We start from the raw sequence: 20,209 nt of genomic DNA on the forward strand, positions 1-20,209 counted from the left end.
GCAGAATAACCACCGGAAACACGATACGCAACAAGCGTTGCAGAATGTGCAATGCCATACGGCTATCACGGAGTCGAGCGAAGCGCGAATATTCGAAGGGAGCGTCGTGGCCATCGACAAGGGCGTCGTCGCCGCATTGGGCGATCGCGAGCTGGGACCGGAACACAAATCCCTGCCGCCCGCCGCATGGGGGCTGACCGTGCGTGAATTCCTGGCCACCGCACCACATCTCGACGATTTCGAGACACCCGTGCTGACCGTCGACCGCGCGGCCGTCGACGACAATCTCGCGGTCATGGCCGATTGGGCGCGCGGCGCGGGCGTCCTGCTCGCCCCGCACGGCAAGACCACCATGTCGCCGCAGCTGTGGGCCGAGCAGTTGGACGCGGGCGCGTGGGCCATTACCCTGGCCACCGGCTGGCAGGCCCAGGTGGCGCGGTCCTTCGGCGTCGCCCGCATCCTGCTCGCCAATGCCCTGGTCGATCCGGTCGCGCTGCACTGGCTGGCCGCGGAGCTGGATCGCGATCCGGAGTTCGAATTCCTGTGCTGGGCAGACAGTGTCGCCACGGTCGAACTCATGGACGAACACCTCGCGACCGCGCCGGGTACCGCGAAGATCACGGTCCTGGTCGAACTCGGCGGCGCGCACGGACGCACCGGCGCCCGATCCGTCGGGGCCGCCCGCGAGATCGCCACGGCCATCACGCGGTCGCGGCGCCTGCGGCTCGGCGGCGTCGGCGGGTACGAGGGCGCGCTGGCGCACGACCGCACCCCGGAGGCCCTGGTCGCCGTGCGCGGGTATCTCGACGAACTGGCCCGCCTGCATCGCGAGATCGCCGCCGCCGGACAGTATTCCGGTCCGGCGGTCATCACCGCGGGCGGCAGCGCCTACCCGGACCTGGTGGTGGAGCGACTCGCTGGACTGGCGGACGACGAAGGGGCACAGGGCGTTCCGACCTCGGTGGTATTGCGCTCGGGCGCGTACCTGATTCACGACGACGGCTTCTACGCGGGCATCTCGCCGCTGACCGCCGCACACACCGAGCGCCCGCTGCGCTCGGCCATGCACGGCTGGGCGCGCGCCGTCTCCCGGCCGGAACCGGAGTTGGCGCTGCTCGATGCCGGTAAGCGCGATCTCCCGTTCGATGAGGGGCTGCCGGTCCCGCAACTGATCGCGGGACCGGCGGCGCATGAACTGCCCACCGGGGCAACGGTTTCGGCGCTCAACGACCAGCACACCTTCCTGCGGCTGCCCGGCGGTGCACCCGCCGACGTACCGGTGGGCAGTGTGGTGCGGCTCGGCCTCTCCCACCCCTGCACCGCCTTCGACAAATGGCGGCTCATCCCCGTGATCGACAGCGCCGACGCCGAGCGGCCGCGCGTGGTCGATCTGCTGCACACGTTCTTCTGAGACGGGACATCATGGCCGACTTGCTCTTTCGCGATATCGACATCGTCGACGGCACCGGCGCGCCGCGCCAGCGCGGCGACGTGGTGGTGGACGCGGGCCGTATCGCCACCATCGCCGCACCGAACACCATCAGCGGGGCCGACCGCATTGTGGACGGCGGCACGTCGGTGCTCGCGCCCGGCTTCATCGATATGCACGCGCACTCCGATCTGCACCTGATCACCGAGCCGGGCCACTTCCCGAAGCTCAGCCAGGGCGTCACCACCGAGGTGATCGGACAGGACGGGCTGTCCTACGCGCCCATCGACGCACCCACCCTGGCGGTGGTGCGCCGCCAGATCGCCGGATGGAACGGCAATCCCGACCTCGACTTCGAGTGGCGCACGGTCGGCGAGTACCTGGACCGGCTCGACCGAGGCATCACCCCCAATGCCGCGTACCTGGTTCCGCAGGGCACTCTGCGGCTGCTCGTGGTCGGGTCCGAGCAGCGCGAGGCCACGCCCCACGAGATCGACCTCATGCGCGAACTGTTGCGCGAGGGCCTCGCCCAAGGCGCGGTGGGCATGTCCAGCGGACTCACCTACACGCCCGGAATGTACGCCGACACCGGCGAATTGGCGGCGCTGTGCGAGGTGGTGGCCGAGGCGGGCGGCTTCTACGCGCCGCACACCCGCTCCTACGGCAAGGGCGCGCTCGACGCGTACGCCGAGATGATCGGCCTCGCCCGGAGCGCCGGGTGCGCGGTGCACCTCACGCACGCCACCATGAACTTCGGCGAGAACCGTGGGCGCGCACCGGAACTCCTCGACATGATCGACGCCGCCCTCGCCGACGGCTGCGATATCACCCTCGACACCTACCCGTACCTGCCCGGCTCCACCACCCTGTCGGCGCTGCTGCCGAGCTGGGCCATGTCCGGCGGTCCGGACGCGGCACTGGCGCGGATCGCCGATCCCGAAGAGCGGGTGCGCATCTCGGCCGACGTCAATCTGCACGGCTCCGACGGCTGTCACGGCGTCACCGTCGACTGGGACACCATCCAGATCAGCGGCGTCGGCAACGACGAGCTCGCCCCGTACGTCGGCCGCACCATCACCGAGATCGCCGTCGACCGCGATATGCCGCCGGTCGCCGTCTTCTTCGAGCTGCTCGCCCGAGATCAGTTGGCCACCACCATCCTTCAGCACGTCGGCCACGAGGAGAATGTGCGCGCCATCATGCGCCACTCCCGGCACATGGGCGGCAGTGACGGGCTGCTCGTGGGTGAGCGACCGCATCCGCGCGCGTGGGGCACCTTCCCGCGCTACCTCGGCCATTACGTCCGTGAGCTCGGACACCTCGGTCTCGAAGACTGCGTCAATCACCTCACCGGCCGCCCCGCGCAACGGCTGCGGTTGCGCGATCGCGGACTCGTGCGCGAGGGCTACGCCGCCGATCTGGTCGTCTTCGACCCGGCGACCATCACCGACACCGCCACCTTCGACAACCCGAAACAGCAGGCGCGCGGCATATCCCACGTCCTCGTCAACGGCGCGCTCGCCCTCGACGACGGCGAGCCCACCGGCGCCTTGGCCGGACGCGCGCTGCGCATGAACCCCGAGCGGAAGGAGACCCGTTGACCACCGCCATGCAGGTGATCCGCGACGACCGCGTGCTCCAGGTGGTGCGCGCCCCCGAGATCCCCGACCCGGTGGCGCTCGCGGAAGCCTTGGCCGGAGCGGGAATTCGCGCCCTGGAGCTCACCTTCACCACGCCCGGCGTGCTGGACTGCCTGCGCGAGGTCGCCGACTCCGGTCGCGGCGTGGTGGGCGCGGGCACGGTGCTCACCGCCGAACAGGCCGAGGCCGCCATCGACAGCGGCGCGCGCTTCCTGGTGACGCCGGGCCTGCGCGAAGCCGTCGCCGCCGTCGCCGTGCGGCGCGACATCCCGGTCGTCATGGGCGCTTTCACACCCAGTGAGGTGATGCGCGCCCTCGACCTCGGCGCGGCCGCGATCAAGATCTTCCCGGCGCGCGCCCTCGGCCCCGGCTATCTGAAGGACCTGCGCGGCCCCTTCCCCGATATCGATCTCATCCCCTCCGGCGGCGTCAACGCGGGCAATGCCGCCGAATTCCTCGCGCACGGCGCGGTGGCCGTCACGGCGGGCACCGATGTCGTCGCGCCCGCCGATGTCGCCGCGGGCCGATGGTCCGATATCGCCGCGCGCGCCGCATCTTTCGTTGGATCCATGAAGTGAGAGGTACCCCATGAGCGCAACAGTCGACTGGCTGCGCACCACCACCCCCGGGCTGCTGGTGCTGTGCGGACTCGCCATCGCCGTGCTGCTGCTCGCGATCATTCGGTTCAAACTCGAACCGTTCATCGCCCTGCTGCTCACCGGACTCGGGCTGGCCCTGGCCGCCGGACTTCCGGTCTCCAAGATCGTCGGTACCCCGCTGAAAGCCGGTGAATCCCTGCTCGAAACGGGATTCGGCAGCATTCTCGGCCATATCGCGGTGATCATCGGCCTCGGTACCGTCCTGGGTGCCATCCTCGAACGCTCCGGTGGCGCGGATGTGCTCACCGCCAAACTGCTGAGACTCTTCGGCGACAAGGGCGCTCCCGTCGCCATGGGCATCCTGGGCCTCATCTTCGGCATCCCCGTCTTCTTCGACGTCGGCATCTTCGTCCTCGCGCCGCTGGTGTACGTGGCCGCCAAACGCGGCGGGCGTTCGCTGGTGCTCTACGCCATGCCCATGCTCGCCGGGCTGTCCATGACCCACGCCTTCCTGCCACCGCACCCCGGCCCCGTGGCGCTCGGCGGCCTGCTCGGCGTGAGCCTGGGCTGGCTGATTCTCATGGGATTCGTCTGCGGCCTGCCGGGATTCGTCGCGGCGGGCATTGTCTGGGGCGGCTGGATCGGCAAGCGGGTGCACGTGGAGGTGCCGGAGGACTTCCTGGTCCGCCCCGAGCGCACGACCCCCGGTGACGGCCCCGGCACACCGAAAACCACGGTGCTGGAACAGAAAGCGCCCTCGGTGGCGCTCATCGGCGGCATCATCGCCATCCCTTTGCTGCTCATTCTCGGCGCGACCTTCGGCAGCCAGATCCTGGAGGAGAACTCCAAACCCCTTGCCGTGCTGACCTTCCTCGGCACCCCCGCCGTCGCCCTGCTGGTGGCCGTGCTCATCGCCTTCTACGTGCTCGGCATTCGGCGCGGCTCCAGCGTGCAGGAGCTCAGCACGCTCACCGGTGAATCGCTGCGGCCCATCGGCATGCTGCTGCTCGTCGTCGGCGCGGGCGCGTTCTTCGGAAAGGTCATCTCCGCCACCGGAATCGGCACGGCGCTCGCCGAAACCATGTCCGCGGCCGGACTTCCCGTCATCGTGCTGGCCTACCTCATCAGCTGCGGGCTGCGCGTGGCACAGGGCTCGGCGACCGTCGCCATCGTCACCACCGGCGGAATCGTCGCCCCGTTGCTGGAGGGGCAGGGCTATTCGCAAATGGCGCTCGCCCTCATCGCCATGGCCATCGCCGCCGGGTCCATCATCCTCAGCCACGTCAACGACGGTGGCTTCTGGATCATCGCGAAGTACTTCAACCTGACCGTCAAACAGACATTGCAAACCTGGACGGTGCTGGAAACCGTGCTGTCGGTGGTGAGCTTCGCGGTCGCGGCGCTGCTGTTCGCCATCGTCGCCTGACCATCGGGTCGCCGAGGAATTGCCGTAGCGGCGGGGCCATGCCCCGCCGCTATCACTGTCGGGTCGACCGTTCCCGCGGTGCGTAGCCTGGCCATATGACTGATGCCGGTGAACTCGCGCGAGCGTTGGCGGCCCTGTCCGACGCGGAATTGGCCGCCGTTGTGGAGACCGCCACCGACGGCCGCGCCGCCTTGGGCGCACTGCACGAGGTAGCGGCCTCGCTGGCCGCCACCACGAGTCATGTGCCCATCGCCGTCACTGTGAGTCCGGACACGCAATTGGGCGCGAACTATCCCCAACCCGATGCTCCCGGTGCGTTCGGGCAGGTCGGAGCCGCCCCTGTGACCTCCGGCATACCGGTACCGCCACCCGGTATCGGCGAGGCCACCGGGTACACCTCGGAAGGAGTCCCTACTTTCGAGTCAGTTCGCGATAAGGTCGAGCAGCGCTACGGCACCGCCCGGGGGATGGGCGAACTCGACCAGCAGACACCAGTGGGCCGCAGCGTCGAGGAACAGTGGGATGCGCGGGCGAAAGCCGCGCGGGAACGCCTGGAACAGATCCGGAAATCGGTGCACGACGAGGATGCCGATCGACCGTAGTCTGCGCTCGGCGGGCCCAAATTATCTGATGGGTGGAATGCCATGACCGAGCCCCGCGAGATCGCCGAACGACTACTGGACGCGCAGGTCGAATACATTGTCGGCGAGGTGTCCGGCGACCGGTTCGCCGAAGTCGTGGTCCGCGATACCGAGGCCGTGCTCGGCGTCGCCGACACCATCGTCTTCCGCGATGTGGTGAATATCGACGAGGCCAAGCAGACGGTCGCCAATGTCATCGACCTGATCGGTGGCAGCCCGGTACTGCGCGATCTGGTGAGCGTCTTCGCCGATTCGATCTACGACAATATCGCCGCCAACAACGAGTACACCCTCGGTGATGTGGTGGAGCGCGAGCCGGTCGAGGCGTTGCTGGAGAAGATATTCGGCATGCACCAGGCGCAGGAGCGAATTCTGGAGCGGCTCACCGAGAGTCCGCTCATCGCGACCGTCGCCTCCAAATTCGTGGACAAGCTCATCTCCGATTTCATGGAGAGCAACCGGCAGATGGCGGGCAAGATACCGGGCGTGGGATCGCTTGTCTCCCTGGGAACCTCGGCCGCCAAACAGGCCCGCAAGGCCGCCGAGCGGGCCACCGGCGACGGCACCTTCCTCGGCGAGATGGCCGGGAAGGGAGCGCAATTCGCGCTCAAGCGCACCAACAACGCCATTCGTGAGATGCTGCGGGACGCGCCCGTGCACGACGCCGCCATGGAGTTCTGGGATCTGCACGCCGGGGAACCGGTGAGCGGACTGCGCGAGTACCTCTCGCAGCAGGAACTGCGCGAGCTGGCCGTGATCATCTATCAGATCGCCTACACCACCCGCGAGAAGGAGTACTTCGGCCTGCTCGTCGACGAATGCGTGGAGGTGTTCTACGCCAAGTACGGCGACCACAGCCTCGCGGCCATGCTGCCCGAACTGGGTCTGTCCGGTGCGGATATCGCCAAGGAGATCCTGCGCTACGGGCCCGCCGTCATCGAACAGGCCAAGCGCAACGGCGTGCTCGACAAGCTGGTGCGCGAGCGCCTCGAGCCGTTCTTCCTCTCCGACGCGGTGCTCGGAATTCTCGCCGACGCCTGACCGGTCACCTTCTCGGCAGCCTGTGAGGCTGCCCACGAGCCGGTTCGCCGACGCCGCGCGTCGCGGCGAACCGGCTCGCGATTCGGGCACTCTGGACAGATAGTCCCGAATCGGAGGGAAGACCATGGAACTACCGATTGCCGGTGAGCAGCTGTGCGTACTGTCCGTGGAGCCGCTGCTCGCCATTGGCGTGGGGGAGTACGAACTGCACATCGGCGGCGAATTGACCGTCGAGACGTCCAACGGCGTGGAGCATTTCGTGGTGGGGGATTCCGCGCGCGGGAACGGTGACCTCGTGGTCGCGCTGGACGGCAAGGTCGTCTCGGCCTCGGTGAACGACGCCGGAGGTCTGCGCGTCGGCCTGGACTCCGGGCGCTGGGTGGTGGTGGACGCCGACCCCTATTACGAGGCGTGGTCGGTGACCGGGCCCAACTATCTGGTGGTCTCCATGCCGGGCGGGGAGCTGGCCACCTGGTCGGCGTGAATCGCGTTGCGGGAGTGGGGGAGTGCGGTTAGCGTCGCGGCGTGACTGAAACGGACGTATCGGATGGCGAACGGTTCTCCTCGGAGACCGGCAGCCTCCTGGACGGGGTGTGGGGACAGTGGGGCCGGGTCGATCCGGAGCTCTGCGCGGAGCGGTACCACTCGCGGTTCATCCCGGAGGAGATCTGGCGGACCATGGGGGTGCAGGAGGCCGAACCGCCGAGTGTGGAGTACCCGAGCTTCCGCGTGGTGCGGCGGCAGTACGGGGCGGTGGTGACCAGCTACGGGCTGTCCTTCCCCGATCAGTGGTCCGACGAGGACCTCACCAACGGCGTGGGCGTCGAGGTCTACGCGGCGGGTCTGGGGGTGCCGCGCGACTGGCGGCCCAATGAGATGGTCACCGACACCTGGCTCGGGCAGATGGTGTGGTCGGTCGCCAAGAACGTGTCGGCGGGCGGCGCGCAGTTCCTCGGCGCGCTGGAACACTACGGCACGCTCTCGATGTCGTTGCCGGGCTTGACCTTTCCCGACGAGGCACGCGGGAGTTTCGTGGCCGACAATGGCGATGTGGCGGTCCTGATCGGCATGCGCGGTGACGGATTCCCGGATGTCGTCACCGGCCCGCTGGGGCCGATTCGCCTGGTCAATATCAAGCTGCTGAGTCTGGCCGAACTCGACTTCTGCCTGTCGGGCACCACCGGGGTCGCCACCGCCCGCGACGACCTGGCCCAGCGCTTCGCCGCGCGACCCGAACCCTTGTGGTCCAGCCTCACCCGCGAGTCGGTGGTCTGATCAACCTGTGCCCGACCGGGTTTCGATCCGGTCGGGTCTTACTCCGCAGCCCGGCTCAGCACCGCGATCGGGAACTTCCTGGGGCTCAGCGCCTGATAGGTCTCGAAGTCCGGATACCCGGCAACCAGTGTGCGCCAATGCTTTTCGTATTCGGCCGGATCCTCCACCTGCCGCACCGACACGGGCCACGTCTGCTTCCCGACGCGCACCTCCCCCCGCCCCGCCGCCGCCAGGTTCTTCCACCAGTTGGGCAACCCGGGATGCCCACCATTGGACCCGCACACCAGCAGATCGTCCCCGTCACGCACCAACATCAACATGACCGGCCGCGGCTCACCCGACTTACGCCCCACCACGGTCAGCCGAAACACCGGCTTCCCCTGCAACCTCGTGAACCGCGTCCCCCCGAACCGGTCGTAAAGCCTGCGATGCAGCCGAGCATAGAACCGCGCCACGCCACCCAGGTAGGTGCTCGAATAGTGATTGAACCGCCCACTCAGCGTCAGCCGCGCCGCCCCGGAATTACCAGCCATGCCATGACCCTAACGAATGCTCGGTCAGTCGTCAGCCGCAACAATCAGCGCGACTTCCCCGAGAGTCCGGTCGACAGTGACGAATTCATGAAACTCGCAATGAACCTGCCCGTACTCGACCACAGCATCGTCCTCCAACTCGCGCAGCACGAACACCTCACCCGCATTCCGAAACCGGGCCAACACCTCCCGTTCGAGTTCCCCAGCCAAATCCGGCGACACCGTCCCGAACTGCCCCGCCCACTCCTCGACCACCCCCACCGCCAATTCCGGATCGATCCGCTCATAGCTGTCGACCCCCACGCACTCCAGCCGATACGGCCCATGCTCGGCGTTCCCCGCCCCCGGCCCACCCCCGATATAACCGTCCCTGAACTGCTCATGCGCGATCAGCGCCCGCAATACATCCACCTCGTGGTCCGCGGCCTCCAGCCCGAACGTCTTGATATCCACCCACCGATACGCATGGTTCCGCGGATCCGGCCACGCGAAATGCCGAAAGTTGATCAAGCTCGACTTCCGGAACCGAAGAGAATCCGACATTTCGCCCAAACTAGCCGATCGGCAGCAGCCGACCGGTGAACCCCGCGTCCACGAGCCGCTCGTACGCCGCTCGTACCTCTCGGGGCACCTCCTGTTCGATCGCCCACCCCCGATCGGCATAGACCCAGATCCGCTGCGTATCGCCAACGAGCATGGTGATAACCCGGTCGACGTCTCCGATATCGGCGACATAGTCGTCCAGTGGCAGCGGCCGGGATCCACAGATGACATCGACCTCGGGCCACCGTTTTCGGCAGATGGCGTAGCTGCGACGCTGCTGGTACGGGCGGCAGATGAGCAATACCGATCGCACCGCGCAGTGTCCCCGCTCCTGGAGCAGGTCGCGGCTGAAATGGATGTTCTCGCCAGTATTGGTGGCACGTGGTTCGACGAGTATGGCCTCGTCCGGCACGCCGAGTTCGAGGGCATGCTCGCGAAAGTGCACCGCTTCGCCTCGCGGGAACGCTGCGACGGTGGATGGCGCGTTCGCGCCGGTGAACACGACCAACGGAAACATGCCCTGCCGGTAGAGGTCCGCTGCGTGCGTAGCCACGCCGAGATCATGGCTACCCAACCCGATTCCGACATCCACCGGCCGCATCTCGTGATGCAATTGTGTGTATTCCCAGAGGATTTCGACCTCGGGGCGCAGGCTTTCGGGCAAGGTCGTTGCCGCCATCCACTGAGTCCTTCTAATCGGGAAGTGTGAAGTCGTAGGTCCAAGAGAATCGCGAAGCGGCGTGAACCCCTCGCGCGAATTCGACGATGACATCGTCGATGGTGTAGGTCCGGCGTTTGAGAACCATCACAGGTTCACCAACTGGAAGCTGAAGCATCTCAACCTCGTCCGGTGGTTTCGATGTTGACTCCGAACCGCGCTGCCAACTCGTCTTGTCTGGTCGAGGTGGCCCCGGGGGCTTACTCGCCTCGTTGGATAGCGTCTCGCAGATGCCCCGCAAGCTCGAATCCGAGGCTCAGGCGCGGAGGCTGGAGTCCGCGCCTGCTGAACGAAAGTCCTCGGCGTGAATGCTCTTGCCCGGCATCCGTGATCTTGAGATGGTGGGAAGCGTGTTCACGGTGCCGCGGTATGGGCGGGAATCTCTGGCGGATCTGTTTCCTTCGGTCTTGGCTGGGTTGGGGGTGGCTGGTGAGACGGACCGGCTTGGGTTGGGGCTGAGTGCGCGGCGGGTGTGTGTGCTGCTGGTGGATGGGTTGGGGGCGGAGCAGTTGGCTGAGCATGCTGATGTCGCGCCGTTTCTGGCCGGTGCTGAGCCGAGGGTGTTGACTGCGGGGTTTCCGACGACGACTACCACCAGTTTGACCTCGCTCGGGGTGGGGGTGCCGCCGGGGGAGCACGGGTTGGTGGGGTATTTGCTGCGGGTGCCGGGGCAGGAGCGGTTGATGAGTCCGCTCAAGTGGCGGCTGCATGGGGCGGGGCCGAAGGTCGATCTGCTGAAAGAGCTGGTGCCGGAGGAGTTTCAGCCTCGGGCGACGGTGTTCGAGCGGGCCGCGGCGGAAGGTATCGCCGTGACCCAGGTCGCGCCGCTGATGCAGGCGGGGTCGGGGTTGACGCGAGCGGTGTTCCGGGGCAGCGAGTTTCGGTTCGACGTGTCCATGGGTGACCTGGTGGACGGTGCGGTCACCGCACTGCGGCAGGGGGATCGGTCGCTGGTGTACGCCTACCACGCGGATCTGGATACGACCGGGCACGTGCGCGGGCCGGGGTCGCAGGCGTGGCAGCTGGAGTTGGCCAATGTCGATCGGGCGGTGCGGGCGATCGCCGAACGGCTGCCCGCCGACGGCGCGCTGGTGGTGACCGCCGATCACGGCATGGTGGAGTTGGACGATCGCGTCGACTTCGACACCGATCCCGTGCTGAGCGACGGCGTCACCGAGCTCGGCGGGGAACCCCGGGCACGCCACGTCTATACCCTCGACGGTGCCGCGAAGGACGTCGAGGCCGCGTGGCGTGAGGTGCTCGGCGAGCGTTTCGAGGTGCTGCTGCGCGACGACGCCGTCGACCTCGGCTGGTTCGGCCCGACGGTATCCGCCGAGAGCCTGGCCCGCATCGGCGATCTCGTCGTGGTGGCGCGCAATCGCGGCGGCGTCATCCGCTCCGCGGTCGAACCGCTGCAATCGAGCCTCGTCGGCCATCACGGCAGCCTGACCTCGGCGGAGATGCACGTTCCGCTGCTGGTCTTCCAGCCCTGAGCAGGGGATCGAACACCCACTCGTGAATGAGCTTGCACGTTCGTGCATAATCATCACATGGTGGAAACCTCGGGTGGGCCCACGGTACGGGTCGCGGTGGCGGGTGCGAGCGGGTACGCGGGCGGCGAAGTATTGCGATTGCTGCTCGGGCATCCGGCCTACCGTGCCGGGCGTCTCGAGATCGGGGCGCTGACCGCGGGCGCGAACGCCGGGACGCCGCTCGGGGAGCTCCAGCCGCATCTGCTGCCGCTCGCGGACCGGGTGCTCGCGCCCACCGCCGTCGAGGAACTGGCCGGGCACGATGTCGTCTTCCTCGGCCTGCCGCACGGACAGTCGGCCGCGCTCGCCAAGGAACTGCCCGCATCGACGGTCATCATCGACTGTGGCGCGGACTTCCGGCTCACCGACGCCGCGGCCTGGGAGAAGTACTACGGCAGCGCGCACGCGGGTAGCTGGCCCTACGGCCTGCCGGAGTTGCCCGGCGGCCGCGACGCCCTGCGCGGCGCGACCCGGATCGCGGTGCCGGGCTGCTACCCGACGGTGGCGAGCCTGGCCCTCGCCCCGGCCATCGCCGCCGGAATCATCGAACCGACCGTGCACGTGGTCGCCGTCAGCGGCACCTCGGGCGCGGGCCGCAAACTCGATGTCGGTCTGCTCGGCTCCGAGGTGATGGGCTCGGCCCGCGCCTACAACATCGCGGGCGCGCACCGGCACACCCCGGAGATCGCGCAGAACCTGAAGGCCGCGGGCGGCGTCGACGTGAAGGTCTCCTTCACCCCCGTGCTCGCCCCCATGGCGCGCGGGATTCTCGCCACCTGCACCGCTCCGATCACCGTCGACGCCGAGCAGGCCCGCGCCGTCTACGAGAAAGCCTATGCCGACGAACCTTTCGTGCACCTGCTGCCGGAAGGCCAACTGCCGCAGACCGGTTCGGTGCTCGGCTCCAATGCCGTCACCCTCCAGGTGCGGGTGGACGCCGACGCCGGACTGCTCGTGGTCATCGGCGCGATCGACAATTTGACCAAGGGCACCGCGGGGGCCGCGGTGCAATCCATGAATCTGGCCGTCGGATTCGACGAGACCGCAGGACTTTCCACCGTAGGAGTGGCACCGTGACGACATTCGACAACGAGAGCGGCAAGCTCGTCCGGACCCAGGGCGTCACCGCGCCGCTCGGGTTCCGGGCCGCCGGTATCGCGGCGGGTATCAAGGTCAGCGGAAAGCCGGATCTGGCACTGGTCTTCAGCGAAGGCCCGGAGTACGCCGCTGCGGGCGTGTTCACCCGCAACAAGGTGAAGGCCGCGCCGGTGTTGTGGTCGCAGCAGGTGCTCACCGGCGGCCGCCTGCGCGCGGTCATCCTGAATTCCGGTGGCGCGAACGCGTGTACCGGTCCGGGTGGCTTCCAGGACACCCACGCCACCGCCGAGGAACTCGCGAAAGCGCTGAGCAACTGGGGAACCGAGACCGGAGCGGGCGAGATCGCGGTCTGCTCAACGGGTCTCATCGGTGACCGGCTGCCGATGGACAAGCTCATTCCGGCGGTCACCGAGATCGTGCACGAGATGGGCGGCGGCCTGTCCGGCGGCGCGGAGGCCGCGCGCGCCATCATGACCACCGACACCGTGCCGAAAGAGGCCGCCTTCCACCACCGCGACAAGTGGAATGTGGGCGGTATGGCCAAGGGCGCGGGCATGCTCGCCCCCTCGCTGGCCACCATGCTCGTGGTGCTCACCACCGACGCGCAGGCCACCCCGGAACAGCTCGACCAGGCGCTGCGCAATGCCACCGCCCGCACCTTCGACCGCCTCGACGTGGACGGCTCCTGCTCCACCAACGACACCGTGCTGCTGCTCGCCAATGGCGCGAGCGAGGTCACGCCGTCGCAGGAGGAGCTGAACGCCGCCGTGCTGGCCGTCTGCGACGATCTCGCCAGCCAGCTCATGGCCGATGCCGAGGGCGTCACCAAGCGGGTGCTGGTCACCGTGAAGGGCGCGGTGAGCGAGGACGAGGCGCTTATCGGCGCGCGCGCCATCGCCCGCGACAGCCTGGTCAAGACCGCGTTCTTCGGCTCCGACCCGAACTGGGGGCGGGTGCTCGCCGCCATCGGCATCGCGCCGATCGAGCTGGACCCCAACCTCATCACGGTGTCGTTCAATGGAAATCCGGTGTGCGTCAACGGCACCGGCGCTCCGGGCGCGCGTGAGGTGGACCTTTCCGGCATGGATATCCACGTGGTCGTCGAACTCGGCGTGGGCGACGGTGAGGCCACCATTCGCACCACCGACCTCTCGCACGGCTACGTCGAAGAGAATTCGGCCTACAGCTCATGAGCAGCCCACTGCACGAACAGCTTTCGGCCCTGGACAAGGCGCACGTCCTCGCCGACGCGCTGCCCTGGCTGCAGAAGTTCCGCGACAAGATCGTGGTCGTCAAGTACGGCGGCAATGCCATGGTCGACGAGGAACTCAAGCGCGCCTTCGCCGCCGATATGGCCTTCCTGCGCACCGTCGGCGTCCACCCCGTCGTGGTGCACGGCGGCGGCCCGCAGATCAGCGCCATGCTGAAAAGGCTTGGCCTGCAAGGCGAATTCCGCGGCGGCTTCCGGGTAACCACCCCCGAGGTGATGGATGTCGTGCGCATGGTGCTGTTCGGCCAGGTCGGCCGCGAACTCGTCGGGCTGATCAACGCCCACGGCCCCTACGCCGTCGGCATCTCCGGTGAGGACGCGCACCTGTTCACCGCCACCCGCCGCACCGTCCACGTGGACGGCATCGCCACCGATATCGGCCTGGTCGGCGATGTCACCGAGGTGAATCCCGAAGCCGTCCTGGACCTCATCGGCGCGGGCCGCATTCCGGTGGTGTCCACCATCGCCCCGGACTCGAACGGCGTGGTGCACAACATCAATGCCGATACCGCCGCCGCCGCGCTCGCCGAGGGCATCGGCGCGGAGAAGCTGGTGGTGCTCACCGATGTCGAAGGCCTGTACACCGATTGGCCCGACCGGTCCTCGCTGACCACCCGCATCGATACCGACGAACTCGAGAAGTTGCTGCCCAGTCTCGACGCGGGCATGGTGCCCAAGATGGAAGCCTGCCTGCGCGCCGTGCTCGGCGGCGTCCCGACCGCGCATGTGATCGACGGCCGGGTGCCGCATTCGGTGCTGCTGGAACTATTCACGGGGGAGGGCATCGGCACGATGGTCACCCCGGCTCAGGAGTATGTATGACCAACACGGCCGACCTTCAGCAGCGGTGGTCCACCGCCCTGATGAACAACTACGGCACCCCCAAGGTGGCGCTGGTGCGCGGTGCGGGCGCGGTGCTCTACGACGCCGACGGCAAGCGCTACGTGGACTTCCTCGGCGGTATCGCGGTCAACAGCCTCGGCCACGCGCATCCGGCCATTCTGGAGGCGGTGACCCAGCAGCTCGGCACCCTCGGGCACGTCTCGAATCTCTATGCGAGCGAACCGGTTCTGGAGCTGGCCGAGAAGCTGCTCGCGCACTTCGGTGACGGGCACGGCCGGGCGTTCTTCTGCAACTCCGGCACCGAGGCCAACGAGGCCGCGTTCAAGATCGCGCGCCTGACCGGCAAAATCAAGATCGTCGCCTGTGAGGAGGCCTTCCACGGCCGCACCATGGGCGCGCTGGCGCTGACCGGGCAGCCGTCCAAGCGGGCCCCGTTCGAACCCATGCCGCCCGGCGTGGTGCACGTGCCCTACGGTGACGCAGACGCCCTCGCCGCCGCCATCGACGGTGAGACCGCCGCGGTGTTCCTCGAACCCATCATGGGCGAGAGCGGTGTCGTGGTGCCCCCGGCCGACTACCTGGCCAAGGCCCGCGCCCTCACCAAAGAGCATGGCGCACTGCTGATCCTGGACGAGGTGCAGACGGGTATCGGCCGCACCGGCCATATGTTCGCGCACCAGGCCGCCGGAATCGTGCCCGATGTCATCACCCTGGCCAAGGGCCTCGGCGGCGGCCTGCCCATCGGCGCGGTGCTGGCCCAGGGCGCGGCGGCGGAGCTGCTCACCCCGGGTCTGCACGGCACCACCTTCGGCGGCAATCCCGTCTGTGCCGCAGCGGCTTTGGCGGTGTTGCGCACCATCGACGAGCAGGATCTGCTCGGCCATGTCGAAACCCTCGGCAAGACCCTGGTCGACGGGATCGCCGACCTCGGGCACCCGCTCGTGGACCACGTCCGGGGTGCCGGACTGCTCATCGGGATCCAGCTCACCGCCGATGCCTCCGCCCAGGTCGACGAGGCCGCCCGCGAGGCCGGATATCTGCTGAATCCCGCCAAGCCCAACGTGATTCGACTCGCGCCGCCGCTGGTGCTCACCGAGAACCAGGCCGAGAATTTCCTGCACGACCTGCCCGGCATTCTCGATGCCGCGCAGGCCGCCGCGGAGAAGGGGACCTCCAAGTGACCATTCGACACTTCCTGCGCGACGACGATGTGACGCCCGCCGAACAGGCCGAAATCCTGGCCATCGCCGCGGAATTGAAGAAAGCGCCGCTCTCCCGCAAACCCCTCGAAGGCCCGCGCGGCGTGGCGGTCATGTTCGAGAAGAACTCCACCCGTACCCGCTTCTCCTTCGAAATGGGTATCGCCCAGCTCGGCGGGCACGCCGTGGTTGTGGACGGCCGCGACACCCAGTTGGGCCGCGAGGAGACCCTCGCCGACACCGGGCGGGTGCTCTCCCGGTACGTGGACGCCATCGTGTGGCGCACCTTCGAACAGACCCGCCTGGACGAGATGGCTTCGGCCGCAACGGTTCCGGTGGTGAACGCGCTGTCCAACGAATTCCACCCGTGTCAGGTGCTGGCGGACCTGCAAACGCTGAAGGAGCGCAAGGGCAATCTGTCCGGCCGCAATCTCACCTACCTTGGCGACGGGGCCAACAATATGGCGCACTCGTTGCTGCTCGGTGGCGTCACCGCGGGGCTGAATGTCACCATCGCCGCCCCCGAGGGCTTCGAGCCGCTGCCGTGGATCGTGGAGTTGGCGCGCGCCCGCGCCGCCGAGACCGGCGCGAAGATCGCCTTCACCAAGGACCCCCAAGCGGCCGCCGAGGGCGCCGACGCGCTGGTCACCGACACCTGGATGTCGATGGGCCAGGAGAACGACGGCCGCGACCGCGTCGCGCCGTTCCGGCCCTTCCAGGTCAATGCCGATCTGCTCGGCCGCGCCGCCCCCGATGTGACCGTGCTGCACTGCCTTCCGGCGCACCGCGGTGAGGAGATCACCGACGAGGTCATCGACGGCCCGCACAGCGCGGTCTGGGACGAGGCCGAGAACCGGTTGCACGCGCAGAAGGCGCTGCTGGTGTGGCTGCTCGACAAACACCTGGCGGTGCCGAGTGAGCGGTGAGCGACGCCCGGCCGCATCCGCGAAATCGGGTGCGGCCATTGCCCGTACGCGCGCCGGACGGCAGGCGCGCATCATCGCGATCCTGTCCCAGCACGAGGTGCGCAGCCAGACCGAACTGGCCGCGCTGCTCTCCGGGGAGGGCATCGACACCACCCAGGCCACCCTCTCGCGCGACCTGGACGAACTCGGCGCGGTGAAGTTGCGCGCCCCCGACGGCGGCGCGGGCGTCTACGTGGTGCCCGAGGACGGCAGCCCGGTGCGCGGTGTCACCGGCGGTACCGAGCGCCTCTCGAAACTGCTCGGCGACCTGCTGGTCTCCACCGACGCCAGCGGCAATATCGCGGTCCTGCGCACCCCGCCCGGCGCGGCGCACTTCCTGGCCAGCGCCCTGGACCGGGCGGCACTGCCGGAGATAGTCGGCACCATCGCCGGTGACGACACCATCGCCGTCATCGCCCGCGAACCCATGACCGGGGCCGAACTCGCCACGAAGATCGAACAGCTGGCCTGAATCTGGCACGCGCGTGGCGTCCCCGGTCAGCGCCGCCGCGGCGAGGCCCACGAATGCCTGAATCTCGCGCGCGCGTGGCGTCCCCTGGTGTCCGCGCGGTTCGCTACCGTTGCTCCATGGCCTTGCCCTTCGATCGCTATGTCATGGAGATCGTCACCCAGACCGACCTGTTGCGGGCGGTCCTGCAGGACGCCGATCTCACGACCGCGGTGCCGACCTGCCCCGGCTGGAATGTCGGCCAGTTGGCGCATCATGTCGGCGGCGGGCAGCTGTGGGCCGCGGCGGCCGTGCAGCGCCGAGTCCAGGAACCGTTGCCGGAGGACGAATTCGGATTCCGCGAACCGTCCGGCCATCCGGTCGAGGACCCCGCCGACCTCGACTTCTGGCTGGGCGCGAGCGCCGCGAAACTGAGCGGGGCCCTGGCCGCCGCCGGTCCCGAACTGCCCCTGTGGACGCCCCTGCCCACCACCCCCACCTCGGACTACTACGCGCGCCGCTGCACCCATGAGGCGCTCGTCCACCGCACCGACGCCACCCTCGCCCTGGGGCGCGAAGCGGACCTCTCGGTGGACCCCGTCGTGGCGGCCGACGCCATCGACGAATGGCTCGAATTCGTCTCGCTGCCAGTGCTGTTCGAGCACTACCCGGAGGCCAGGGAGGTGTTGGGCGAAGGGCGGACGTTGCACTTCCATGCGACGGACACTCCGGAAGATCTCCATGCCGAGTGGGTCGTCGATCTCACCGGCGACACGATCACGTGGCGTCGCGCCCATGAGAAGGCCGCCGTCGCGGCGCGTGGGCCGCTCACCGAACTGTTGCTGGTCATATACCGGCGTCGCCCGCTGGCCGAGGCGAATGTCGAGGTCCTCGGGGAGGGGGAGTTGTTGGAGCTCTGGTTGGAGCGGGTCAGGTTCGGGTGAGGTGGCGTTAGGCCTGAGCGGTCGAGAATCGGTCTGAAGCGCCGGATTTCGTCATGTGGGTGGAGATTTCGACCGGTCAGGCTAATTCCCCCCGTACCCGCTCCTGAGCCAGCACCCCCGCCACCCCGCGCAACCCAGCCATCAGCCGCTCGGCAGAAGGCGCCGCCGCGGGATCGAGCAACCACTGCACCAACAGCCCATCCAGCAGCGTGAGCAGCAGCGCTCCCACATCGTCGTCCGGTTCGTCGTCCCCCGGTTGCAGCATGACCGCCAACGATCGGCGCGCATCCTGTTGCCGCGCCGACATCTCGGTCCGCAGCTCCCCGAAATGCAGTGCCTGCGCGAGGCTTTCGATATTCGCGGCCCACAGGGCCCGATCCTCGACGAATGTCACCGTCAGCCGTCGCAGGAACGCCTCCAGTCGCTCGTCGGCCGTGCCGCCGGGAGCCTCCGCGAACCCATCCAGAATCCGTTGTACGGCCGCGGTGGTGGATTCGAGCATGGCCTGACTCAACAGTGCGTCGCGCGTGCCGAAGTGATAGTTGATCGCCGCCAGATTGCTCCCCGAGGCCGCCACGATGTCACGCACGGTCGTCCGCGCGTACCCGCGCTCGGCCAGGCAATTCTTGGCCGCCGCCAACAAATCCTCACGAGTTCCCACGTCAGCAGGGTAGCAAGGGTGCGCTGACGTGTGTTTCAAACGTTTGTTTGTGACAACTGTTTGAAACGCTTGTATGGTCGGGCTGTAGGTCCGATTCGTCCGAGAGGTGCAGCATGAGCTCGCAGCGTTCGATTTCGCCGTTCGAACTTCCGTTCTTCCAAGTCGATGCCCGTTTCGGGTCGGTGCCCACGGGTGGGATGCCGCTCTATATCGGGTCGACGGTCGAGGGGGAGGTGAATGTCGACGTGCTCCGCGCTGTCGTGAGGGAGTTGGCTGGCATGCATCCGCTGTTGCGGGCCCGGCCGGAGTGGGACCACGGGGCGGTGTTGCGAGTCGTGGACGGGTTCTCGCCGACGGTGACGGTGGAGGAGGGCGGGGAGGCGGCGTACCTGCGGTTGGTGAACGAGGTGCGCGATTTCGCGCAGGGATTGTTCGAGGCGCGGGTGCTGCGGGATGGGGAGCGCACTCGCGTGGTATTGGTGCTGCACCACGGAATCGCCGATGGGCGTTCGGGATTCGCGCTGTTGGGGGAGATGTGGCGTCGATATACCGCGCGGCTGGCGGGCCACCCGCTGCCGGTTCCGCCTGGCGAGCTGCCGGGGGCCGTGGATGAGCGGTTGGCCGAGGAGATTTCGGCGGCCGAGGTCGAAGAGCTGCTCGAGCGGATGCGCGGGATGATCGGGGAGCCGCCGGTTCGATTGCCTGTCGACGGGGCGGCCGGGGATCCGCTGGGACGGTTCGCCGTCGAGCGAATCATGTTGGATGCCAGTGAGACCGCGGATTTCACGGCGGTGGCGCGGGCCGCGGGTATCAGCGTCAACAGTCTGCTCAGCGGGTGTGCGGTGGCCGCGTTTCGGGCGCAGTTCGATACGTTCGAGGAGCTGCCCATGGTCTGCGGGTTCGCGGCCGATCTGCGGTCGGTGTTCGCGCCGCGCATACCCGAGAGCACCGTGCTCAATGCCGCGTCCGGATGGGGGACAGCGCTGTCGGTCGGCGCGGCGAGTGATCCCATCGTGCTCGGGCGCATTGTCGAGGCGGATGTGCGGGCCGCCGTCGCGCGTCGAGATCCGGCGCGAATGGCGCTGGTGGGCCGCCATATTCGCGATGCGGACACCGCCGCGATGGTGTCGAGTCAGCCCACCTTCGCCATCTCGAACATCGGGCGGATACCGCGCCACGAAATGCCCGCCGGGGTGCGCGCGCTCGGCGACCACGTGCTCGCCATGGGGCCGGGTATGCCGCCCAAGCTCACGGCTTTCACCGTCGGTGACCGACTCACCGTGCAGGTCGAGTACGACACCGCCGAGCACAGTTGCCAACAGATGAGCGGTGTGCGGCGGGCACTGGCCGACTCCCTGCGGCGCACCGCCGACCGGTGCGAAGGTGTCGCCGCAGGGTAGCCGG

22 protein-coding genes are annotated in these 20,209 nt (G+C 68.1%); 17 read left to right on the forward strand and 5 right to left on the reverse strand.

What is annotated here, in order from left to right:
- Positions 1-106 precede the first annotated feature (106 nt).
- The 8 genes from ACIBH2_RS23215 to ACIBH2_RS23250 all read left to right on the forward strand — a co-directional run bounded on the left by ACIBH2_RS23215 (position 107) and on the right by ACIBH2_RS23250 (position 8,051).
- Positions 107-1,411, forward strand: coding sequence for an amino acid deaminase (locus tag ACIBH2_RS23215; RefSeq protein WP_397120599.1), 1,305 nt, complete (start codon positions 107-109; stop codon positions 1,409-1,411).
- Positions 1,412-1,422: 11 nt separating this feature from the next.
- Positions 1,423-3,030 carry an amidohydrolase family protein gene (locus tag ACIBH2_RS23220; protein ID WP_397120601.1) on the forward strand — a complete coding sequence of 536 codons (1,608 nt, stop codon included), beginning with the start codon at positions 1,423-1,425 and terminating at the stop codon, positions 3,028-3,030.
- 8 nt (positions 3,031-3,038) lie between these two features.
- Positions 3,039-3,647: a bifunctional 4-hydroxy-2-oxoglutarate aldolase/2-dehydro-3-deoxy-phosphogluconate aldolase gene (locus tag ACIBH2_RS23225; protein ID WP_397121007.1), complete on the forward strand. Its 609-nt coding sequence runs from the start codon at positions 3,039-3,041 to the stop codon at positions 3,645-3,647.
- A gap of 10 nt (positions 3,648-3,657) precedes the next feature.
- A complete protein-coding gene (locus tag ACIBH2_RS23230) occupies positions 3,658-5,094 on the forward strand; it encodes a GntP family permease (RefSeq protein ID WP_397120603.1) in 1,437 nt (478 codons plus the stop codon).
- A gap of 95 nt (positions 5,095-5,189) precedes the next feature.
- Positions 5,190-5,696 carry a hypothetical protein gene (locus tag ACIBH2_RS23235; protein WP_397120605.1) on the forward strand — a complete coding sequence of 169 codons (507 nt, stop codon included), beginning with the start codon at positions 5,190-5,192 and terminating at the stop codon, positions 5,694-5,696.
- A gap of 42 nt (positions 5,697-5,738) precedes the next feature.
- Positions 5,739-6,776: a hypothetical protein gene (locus ACIBH2_RS23240; RefSeq protein ID WP_397120607.1), complete on the forward strand. Its 1,038-nt coding sequence runs from the start codon at positions 5,739-5,741 to the stop codon at positions 6,774-6,776.
- Positions 6,777-6,900: 124 nt separating this feature from the next.
- Entirely contained in the window at positions 6,901-7,260 is a 360-nt protein-coding gene (locus tag ACIBH2_RS23245) for a DUF6188 family protein (protein WP_397120609.1), read from the forward strand.
- A gap of 41 nt (positions 7,261-7,301) precedes the next feature.
- Positions 7,302-8,051, forward strand: a complete 750-nt coding sequence (locus ACIBH2_RS23250) for a hypothetical protein (protein WP_397120611.1) — start codon at positions 7,302-7,304, stop codon at positions 8,049-8,051.
- Between the two features lie 38 nt (positions 8,052-8,089).
- Here the strand turns inward: ACIBH2_RS23250 and ACIBH2_RS23255 are convergent, their stop codons facing one another.
- From ACIBH2_RS23255 to ACIBH2_RS23270, 4 genes are all read right to left on the reverse strand, one after another.
- Positions 8,090-8,584, reverse strand: coding sequence for a nitroreductase/quinone reductase family protein (locus ACIBH2_RS23255; protein ID WP_397120613.1), 495 nt, complete (start codon positions 8,582-8,584; stop codon positions 8,090-8,092).
- A gap of 24 nt (positions 8,585-8,608) precedes the next feature.
- Complete coding sequence (locus tag ACIBH2_RS23260; RefSeq protein ID WP_397120615.1) at positions 8,609-9,037, reverse strand: hypothetical protein; 429 nt, start codon at positions 9,035-9,037, stop codon at positions 8,609-8,611.
- Positions 9,038-9,137: 100 nt separating this feature from the next.
- A complete protein-coding gene (locus ACIBH2_RS23265; protein ID WP_397120617.1) occupies positions 9,138-9,806 on the reverse strand; it encodes a YdcF family protein in 669 nt (222 codons plus the stop codon).
- 13 nt (positions 9,807-9,819) lie between these two features.
- Positions 9,820-10,086 (reverse strand): UTRA domain-containing protein, encoded by a 267-nt coding sequence (locus ACIBH2_RS23270; RefSeq protein ID WP_397120619.1) that lies wholly within the window; start codon positions 10,084-10,086, stop codon positions 9,820-9,822.
- A 97-nt stretch (positions 10,087-10,183) separates the two neighbouring features.
- Here ACIBH2_RS23270 and ACIBH2_RS23275 point away from each other — a divergent pair, with 97 nt between their 5' ends.
- The 8 genes from ACIBH2_RS23275 to ACIBH2_RS23310 all read left to right on the forward strand — a co-directional run bounded on the left by ACIBH2_RS23275 (position 10,184) and on the right by ACIBH2_RS23310 (position 18,144).
- Positions 10,184-11,338, forward strand: coding sequence for an alkaline phosphatase family protein (locus ACIBH2_RS23275; RefSeq protein WP_397120621.1), 1,155 nt, complete (start codon positions 10,184-10,186; stop codon positions 11,336-11,338).
- A 57-nt stretch (positions 11,339-11,395) separates the two neighbouring features.
- On the forward strand, positions 11,396-12,454 hold the full coding sequence (gene argC / locus ACIBH2_RS23280) for an N-acetyl-gamma-glutamyl-phosphate reductase (RefSeq protein WP_397120623.1): 1,059 nt from the start codon (positions 11,396-11,398) through the stop codon (positions 12,452-12,454).
- The gene (gene argJ / locus ACIBH2_RS23285; protein WP_397120625.1) at positions 12,451-13,668 is read left to right on the forward strand and encodes a bifunctional glutamate N-acetyltransferase/amino-acid acetyltransferase ArgJ; all 1,218 of its coding nucleotides are present in this window, start codon (positions 12,451-12,453) and stop codon (positions 13,666-13,668) included. The genes argC and argJ overlap by 4 nt, the downstream gene beginning before the upstream one ends.
- The gene (gene argB / locus ACIBH2_RS23290) at positions 13,665-14,567 is read left to right on the forward strand and encodes an acetylglutamate kinase (RefSeq protein WP_397120627.1); all 903 of its coding nucleotides are present in this window, start codon (positions 13,665-13,667) and stop codon (positions 14,565-14,567) included. Before argJ ends, argB begins: the two co-directional genes overlap by 4 nt.
- A complete protein-coding gene (locus tag ACIBH2_RS23295) occupies positions 14,564-15,769 on the forward strand; it encodes an acetylornithine transaminase (protein ID WP_397120629.1) in 1,206 nt (401 codons plus the stop codon). Before argB ends, ACIBH2_RS23295 begins: the two co-directional genes overlap by 4 nt.
- Positions 15,766-16,713 carry an ornithine carbamoyltransferase gene (gene argF, locus ACIBH2_RS23300; RefSeq protein WP_397120631.1) on the forward strand — a complete coding sequence of 316 codons (948 nt, stop codon included), beginning with the start codon at positions 15,766-15,768 and terminating at the stop codon, positions 16,711-16,713. Before ACIBH2_RS23295 ends, argF begins: the two co-directional genes overlap by 4 nt.
- Positions 16,703-17,224 carry an arginine repressor gene (locus ACIBH2_RS23305; protein ID WP_397120633.1) on the forward strand — a complete coding sequence of 174 codons (522 nt, stop codon included), beginning with the start codon at positions 16,703-16,705 and terminating at the stop codon, positions 17,222-17,224. The genes argF and ACIBH2_RS23305 overlap by 11 nt, the downstream gene beginning before the upstream one ends.
- Positions 17,225-17,340: 116 nt before the next feature.
- Positions 17,341-18,144: a maleylpyruvate isomerase family mycothiol-dependent enzyme gene (locus ACIBH2_RS23310; RefSeq protein WP_397120635.1), complete on the forward strand. Its 804-nt coding sequence runs from the start codon at positions 17,341-17,343 to the stop codon at positions 18,142-18,144.
- 76 nt (positions 18,145-18,220) lie between these two features.
- Here the strand turns inward: ACIBH2_RS23310 and ACIBH2_RS23315 are convergent, their stop codons facing one another.
- Positions 18,221-18,805 (reverse strand): TetR/AcrR family transcriptional regulator, encoded by a 585-nt coding sequence (locus ACIBH2_RS23315; protein ID WP_397120637.1) that lies wholly within the window; start codon positions 18,803-18,805, stop codon positions 18,221-18,223.
- A gap of 113 nt (positions 18,806-18,918) precedes the next feature.
- On the opposite strand from ACIBH2_RS23315, the gene ACIBH2_RS23320 reads away from it, so the two are divergent.
- Positions 18,919-20,205 (forward strand): hypothetical protein, encoded by a 1,287-nt coding sequence (locus ACIBH2_RS23320; protein ID WP_397120639.1) that lies wholly within the window; start codon positions 18,919-18,921, stop codon positions 20,203-20,205.
- Positions 20,206-20,209 lie beyond the last annotated feature (4 nt).

This window comes from Nocardia sp. NPDC050406, assembly GCF_044459025.1.
In the GTDB taxonomy this organism is placed as follows: domain Bacteria; phylum Actinomycetota; class Actinomycetes; order Mycobacteriales; family Mycobacteriaceae; genus Nocardia.

Bases quoted from the DNA above. Each gene is read 5' to 3' on its own strand.
- ACIBH2_RS23220 (WP_397120601.1), top strand. From the start codon at position 1,423: ATGGCCGACTTGCTCTTTCGCGATATCGACATCGTCGACGGCACCGGC.
- ACIBH2_RS23225 (WP_397121007.1), top strand. From the start codon at position 3,039: ATGCAGGTGATCCGCGACGACCGCGTGCTCCAGGTGGTGCGCGCCCCC.
- ACIBH2_RS23230 (WP_397120603.1), top strand. From the start codon at position 3,658: ATGAGCGCAACAGTCGACTGGCTGCGCACCACCACCCCCGGGCTGCTG.
- ACIBH2_RS23235 (WP_397120605.1), top strand. From the start codon at position 5,190: ATGACTGATGCCGGTGAACTCGCGCGAGCGTTGGCGGCCCTGTCCGAC.
- ACIBH2_RS23240 (WP_397120607.1), top strand. From the start codon at position 5,739: ATGACCGAGCCCCGCGAGATCGCCGAACGACTACTGGACGCGCAGGTC.
- ACIBH2_RS23245 (WP_397120609.1), top strand. From the start codon at position 6,901: ATGGAACTACCGATTGCCGGTGAGCAGCTGTGCGTACTGTCCGTGGAG.
- ACIBH2_RS23255 (WP_397120613.1), bottom strand. From the start codon at position 8,584: ATGGCTGGTAATTCCGGGGCGGCGCGGCTGACGCTGAGTGGGCGGTTC.
- ACIBH2_RS23265 (WP_397120617.1), bottom strand. From the start codon at position 9,806: ATGGCGGCAACGACCTTGCCCGAAAGCCTGCGCCCCGAGGTCGAAATC.
- ACIBH2_RS23275 (WP_397120621.1), top strand. From the start codon at position 10,184: ATGGTGGGAAGCGTGTTCACGGTGCCGCGGTATGGGCGGGAATCTCTG.
- argC (WP_397120623.1), top strand. From the start codon at position 11,396: ATGGTGGAAACCTCGGGTGGGCCCACGGTACGGGTCGCGGTGGCGGGT.
- argB (WP_397120627.1), top strand. From the start codon at position 13,665: ATGAGCAGCCCACTGCACGAACAGCTTTCGGCCCTGGACAAGGCGCAC.
- ACIBH2_RS23295 (WP_397120629.1), top strand. From the start codon at position 14,564: ATGACCAACACGGCCGACCTTCAGCAGCGGTGGTCCACCGCCCTGATG.
- ACIBH2_RS23310 (WP_397120635.1), top strand. From the start codon at position 17,341: ATGGCCTTGCCCTTCGATCGCTATGTCATGGAGATCGTCACCCAGACC.
- ACIBH2_RS23320 (WP_397120639.1), top strand. From the start codon at position 18,919: ATGAGCTCGCAGCGTTCGATTTCGCCGTTCGAACTTCCGTTCTTCCAA.